We start from the raw sequence: 5084 nt of genomic DNA on the forward strand, positions 1-5084 counted from the left end.
CTAGCACGCTGCGGAGGCCTTGAGGAGCGGCGATCGGCCGCGCGAGTGTCATCCGTATGTCGCTAGTTCCGTCATTGCGAGGAGCGAAGCGACGAAGCAATCCAGCTCAGTGCATTGAGCCGGATTGCTTTGCTGCGCTCGCAATGACGGAGGGGGCGGTGCTCTCCCCACGAGTCATTCCGGGGCGCTCGCGGAGCGAGCGAACCCGGAATCTCGGCCTCGCGCATCACATCTGGATTCCGGGTTCGCGCGCTGCGCGCGTGCCCCGGAATGACGTGCGTGTGGGCAGGGCGGGTGCGTGGCTCAGCTTCCGCTGAACGAATTGTAGCCCTGGTCTTCCCAATAGCCGCCTTTGTAGTCGTTGGTGACTTCCATCGAGACGACGTATTTGGGATTCTTGAAGCCGAGCTTGGTCGGGATGCGGATCTTGATCGGATAGCCGTAGGCGCGGGGCAGTACTTCATTGCCGAAGCGCAGCGTGATCTGGGTCTGCGGGTGCAGCGCGGTCGGCATGTCGATCGGACTGTAGTAATCGTCGGCGCAGCGAAACCAGACGTATTTGGCCTTGGTGTCGGCGCCGATCAGCTTGAGAAAGTCGCGAAGCGGCGTGCCGCTCCACTGGCCGATCGCGCTCCAGCCCTCGACACAGATGTGCCTGGTGATCTGCGTCACCTGCGGAAGCTTGTTGAGCTCTTCCAGCGTCCAGCTCTTCTTGTTGTCGACGAGGCCGGAGACCTCGAGCTTCCAGGCGTCGCCATCGACCGTCGGCGCTTCGTCGAGCGTGTAGAAGGCGTTGAACGGAAAGGGCTTGGTGATGTCCTTTTCGCTGTAGGTCGGCGCCAGCGTGTTGGGATCGAAGATTGCCGCCTGAACGGAATCGTTGAACTTCGAGATCTTGGCCAGCAGCGTCTCGGCCGATGACGAGTCGACGACGTCACAGCCGGTCAGCAGTGTCAATGCGCCGAGGCTGGCGCCGCCGGCGATGAACCGCCGCCGCGACACGTCGGGCATCAGCTTGGCGGCGTCCCGGGCCAGCAGCTTCTTGTCGACGCCGGGGATCAGCAGGGACTTGATGCGCAGCATAGTTAGATCCTCAATGTCGTCATTGCGAGGAGCGAAGCGACGAAGCAATCCAGCTCGGTGCACTGTGTCTGGATTGCTTCGCTGCGCTCGCAATGACGGGGAAACGTTTCCGATTCTCAACGTCCGATGATCATCGCCCGCAGGCTCTTCGGCACCAGCACGGCGAGCGTGATGTGCACCACCAGGAAGGCGCAGATCGCGCTCATGGCGAAGAAGTGCACGTAGCGCGCGGTGTCGTAGCCGCCGAACACCGCGGTAAGCCACTGAAACTGCACCGGCTTCCAGATCGATAGCCCTGTGAGCACCACCAGCACGCCGACCAGCATGATGCCGAGATAGAGCAGGCGCTGCACGTAGTTGTAGGTGGAGAGGTCGGCATGCGACAGCCGGAAGGTCGCGGCTTTGACGATGTCGCTCACCACGCCGGATGCCGAGATCGGAAACAGCTTGCGGCGGAAGCGGCCGGTAGCCAGGCCGACGATGAGATAGGCCAGGCCGTTGATCACCAGCAGCCACATCGCGGCGAAGTGCCAGAGCAGACCGCCGCCGAGCCAGCCGCCCAGTGTGATCGTGCGGGAGAAACTGAAGGGGAATAGCGGCGAGGCGTTGTAGATCTGCCAGCCCGACATGATCATCACGACGATTGCGAAGGCGTTGATCCAGTGCATGATCCGCACCCAGAGCGGCTGGATCACCGCGGTCTTGGTCTGCGAAGCAGCGGCCGGGTCGCTGATCGTGGTGCTCGACATCGAATGATCCCTGTGTACCTGCGTGAAGGCGATACGGCGAAACCGTGCATTCGTTACGGACGCGGCCGGATCATTGCGAGGTTTGACGCCGACTGGAGATCACGAAAGCGCGAGCCGGCCTAAGCCGGCCCGCGCCGATGGTTCAGTCCGGTGACTTGGAGATGGCGTCCGCGATCAGGACGGCATCAGTACGGTGTCGACCACGTGGATGACGCCGTTGGACTGGTTGACGTTCGGGATCGTCACCGTCGAGGTGCCGCCCTTGGCGTCGATCAGCATCACCTGATCGCCCATGCGCTTCACCGTCAGGGTCTCGCCCTCCACGGTTTTCAGCTTCTTGCCGTCGGTGAGATCGGCGGCCTCGAGCTTACCGGGCACGACGTGATAAGTCAGGATCTTGGTCAGCGTCGCCTTGTTCTCGGGCTTCACCAGAGTGTCGACCGTGCCGGCCGGCAGCTGTCGAACGCCGCGTTGGGTGGGGGGAACACGGTGAACGGACCTTGCCTTCCAGCGTCTTCACCAAACCAGCCGCCTTCACGGCCGCCACCAGCGTGGTGTGATCCTTCGACTTGACGGCGTTCTCGACGATGTTCTTCGACGGATACATCGGCGCGCCGCCGACCATCACGGTCTTATCGCTCATCTCGCTCTTCATCATCTTCTTGTCTTCGGCGGAGGCCGGCGCCGCCAGACTGGCGATCACGGCGAGCGCGCCGACGGCGGCGGACAGAGTAGCAAGCTGCTTCGACATGGTTGTTCTCCCGGTGTGTAGCATCTGTTGCGTGAGACCTGTTGAGGCCGCGACATCGCGCGCCGTGCACGCGAGGCGGGGGCCGACCACGACATCCATCGATACGATCTCGTCGTCGTCGTGCGGAGCTACGGGAGGTGAGGCCGCACCGTTTCAGAAAGTATTTTTTGCCGCAGGCTGAAACCTCCGCGCCGCCAGTCCGTGGCGATCGATGAGTCCACCCCCGCTGCGATGCGGTCTCGAGCTGCCGATTGTTCCATCCGGCGCGGCGGGCCGTTGCCTCGGGCGGCGCGTTCTTGCTATGCCGGGCCGCAGTTCCCGGTCCTGATCATGCGATGCGGAAAATCCCGATGAATGCCAATCTGTTCGCCCGCCTGTTCGACAAGCTCGACGATCCGTCGCGCCTCGCCATCGAGACTTTCGCGGGCGAGCGCATCAGTTACGGCGACCTGGTCGCCCGCGCCGGGCGCCTCGCCAATGTGCTGGTGGCGCGCGGCGTGCAACCCGGCGACCGCGTCGCAGCGCAGACCGAGAAGTCGGTCGAGGCGCTGGTGCTGTATCTCGCCACAGTGCGGGCCGGCGGCGTGTACTTGCCGCTCAACACCGCCTACACGCTGCACGAACTCGATTACTTCATCACCGACGCCGAACCGCGCGTGGTGGTGTGCGATCCGACCAAGCGGGACGGCATCGCGGCGATCGCCGCCAAGGTGGGTGCCGTGGTCGAGACGCTGGGCGCCGACGGCAAAGGCTCGCTGACCGAAGCTGCCGCGCAGGCGAGTGATCAGTTCACCACCGTGCCGCGCGCTGGCGACGATCTCGCCGCCATCCTCTACACGTCGGGCACCACCGGCCGTTCCAAAGGCGCGATGCTGAGCCATGATAATTTGGCGTCGAATTCGCTGACGCTGGTGGACTATTGGCGTTTCACCAGGGACGACGTGCTGATCCACGCGCTGCCGATCTATCACACGCATGGCCTGTTCGTGGCCAGCAACGTCACGCTGTTCGCCCGCGCCGCGATGATCTTTTTGCCCAAGCTCGATCCCGACAAGATCATCGACCTGATGCCGCGTTCGACCGTGCTGATGGGCGTGCCGACCTTCTATACGCGCCTGCTGCAGAGCCCGCGGCTGAGCAAGGAGTCGACCAGCCACATGCGGCTGTTCATCTCCGGCTCGGCGCCGCTGCTGGCCGATACGCATCGCGAATGGGCGGCGCGCACCGGCCATGCCGTGCTCGAGCGCTACGGCATGACCGAGACCAATATGAACACGTCGAATCCGTACGACGGCGAGCGCGTGCCCGGTGCGGTCGGCCCCGCGCTGCCCGGCGTTTCGGCGCGCGTCACGGATCCTGAGACCGGCAAGGAGCTGCCGCGCGGCGAGATCGGCATGATCGAGGTGAAGGGCCCCAACGTGTTCAAGGGCTATTGGCGGATGCCGGAAAAGACCAAGTCGGAATTCCGCGACGACGGCTTCTTCATCACCGGCGATCTCGGCAAGATCGACCACAAGGGCTACGTCCACATTCTCGGCCGCGGCAAGGATCTGGTGATCACCGGAGGCTTCAACGTCTATCCCAAGGAAATCGAGAGCGAGATCGACGCCATGCCGGGCGTGGTCGAATCCGCGGTGATCGGCGTGCCGCACGCCGATTTCGGCGAAGGCGTCACCGCCGTGGTGGTGCGCGAGAAGGGCGCCGCCATCGACGAGGTTCAGGTGCTCAAAGCCCTCGACGGCCAGCTCGCCAAGTTCAAGATGCCCAAGAAGGTGCTGTTCGTCGACGACCTGCCGCGCAACACCATGGGCAAGGTCCAGAAGAACGTCCTGCGCGAGACGTACAAAGATATTTACAAGGGCTGATCAGCCTCGTCATTGCGAGCGTAGCGAAGCAATCCAGCGCGGTGCACTGAGCTGGATTGCTTCGTCGCTGCGCTCCTCGCAATGACGAGGAACCGGTCGGACTTCAATCTTCCTCCTCATTGCCGCCTTGTCGGCGCTTGCGCCGGCGTGGCAGCATCGCGCGCCGGCGGCACGTGCCGCCTCACCCGGGGGCATCGATGACTCAACGCACCAGCTTTCAGCCCGGTCACAAGCCGAAATGCCTGGTGATCGTCGACGACACCGCCGAATGGGACCGTGCCGTGTACTATGCCAGCCGCTGGGCGGCGCGGCTTGGGGGCGGCGTGGTGATGCTGCGGGTGATCGAGATCCCGGACAAGAACCAGCAATGGCTCGGCGTCGCCGACATGATGCGGGCCGAGGCGATCGAAACCGCCGAGCAGGCGCTCGATCGCGCGGCCGGCCGCGCCAACGGCGTCGCGGCGATCACGCCCGAACGGGTGATCCGCGAGGGCGACACGATCGAGCAAGTGCTCGCGGTGATCGAGGCCGATACCGACATCGTTCGCCTGGTGCTGGCGGCGAGCGACGGCACCGAAGGGCCCGGGCCGATCGTCACCACCATGGTGCGCCATCTCGGCAGCTTTCCGGTTCCGG

The 5084-nt window shown here is 64.1% G+C and carries 4 protein-coding genes and 1 pseudogene; 2 read left to right on the forward strand and 3 right to left on the reverse strand.

The window, feature by feature from the left end; translation table 11 throughout:
- Nucleotides 1–303: 303 nt before the first annotated feature.
- From I5M_RS09695 to I5M_RS29445, 3 genes and pseudogenes are all read right to left on the reverse strand, one after another.
- The gene (locus tag I5M_RS09695) at nt 304–1083 is read right to left on the reverse strand and encodes a molybdopterin-dependent oxidoreductase (protein WP_022721221.1); all 780 of its coding nucleotides are present in this window, start codon (nt 1081–1083) and stop codon (nt 304–306) included.
- A 116-nt stretch (nt 1084–1199) separates the two neighbouring features.
- Nucleotides 1200–1832 (reverse strand): cytochrome b/b6 domain-containing protein, encoded by a 633-nt coding sequence (locus I5M_RS09700; protein WP_022721222.1) that lies wholly within the window; start codon nt 1830–1832, stop codon nt 1200–1202.
- Between the two features lie 174 nt (nt 1833–2006).
- Nucleotides 2007–2583: pseudogene (locus I5M_RS29445) on the reverse strand (fasciclin domain-containing protein).
- 350 nt (nt 2584–2933) lie between these two features.
- Here I5M_RS29445 and I5M_RS09710 point away from each other — a divergent pair.
- Nucleotides 2934–4448: a malonyl-CoA synthase gene (locus I5M_RS09710; protein WP_022721223.1), complete on the forward strand. Its 1515-nt coding sequence runs from the start codon at nt 2934–2936 to the stop codon at nt 4446–4448.
- A 197-nt stretch (nt 4449–4645) separates the two neighbouring features.
- The coding region (locus I5M_RS09715) for a universal stress protein (protein WP_022721224.1) at nt 4646–5084 on the forward strand (439 nt) is incomplete at its 3' end.

The sequence above is a fragment of the Rhodopseudomonas sp. B29 genome, assembly GCF_000333455.1.
Classification (GTDB): domain Bacteria; phylum Pseudomonadota; class Alphaproteobacteria; order Rhizobiales; family Xanthobacteraceae; genus Rhodopseudomonas.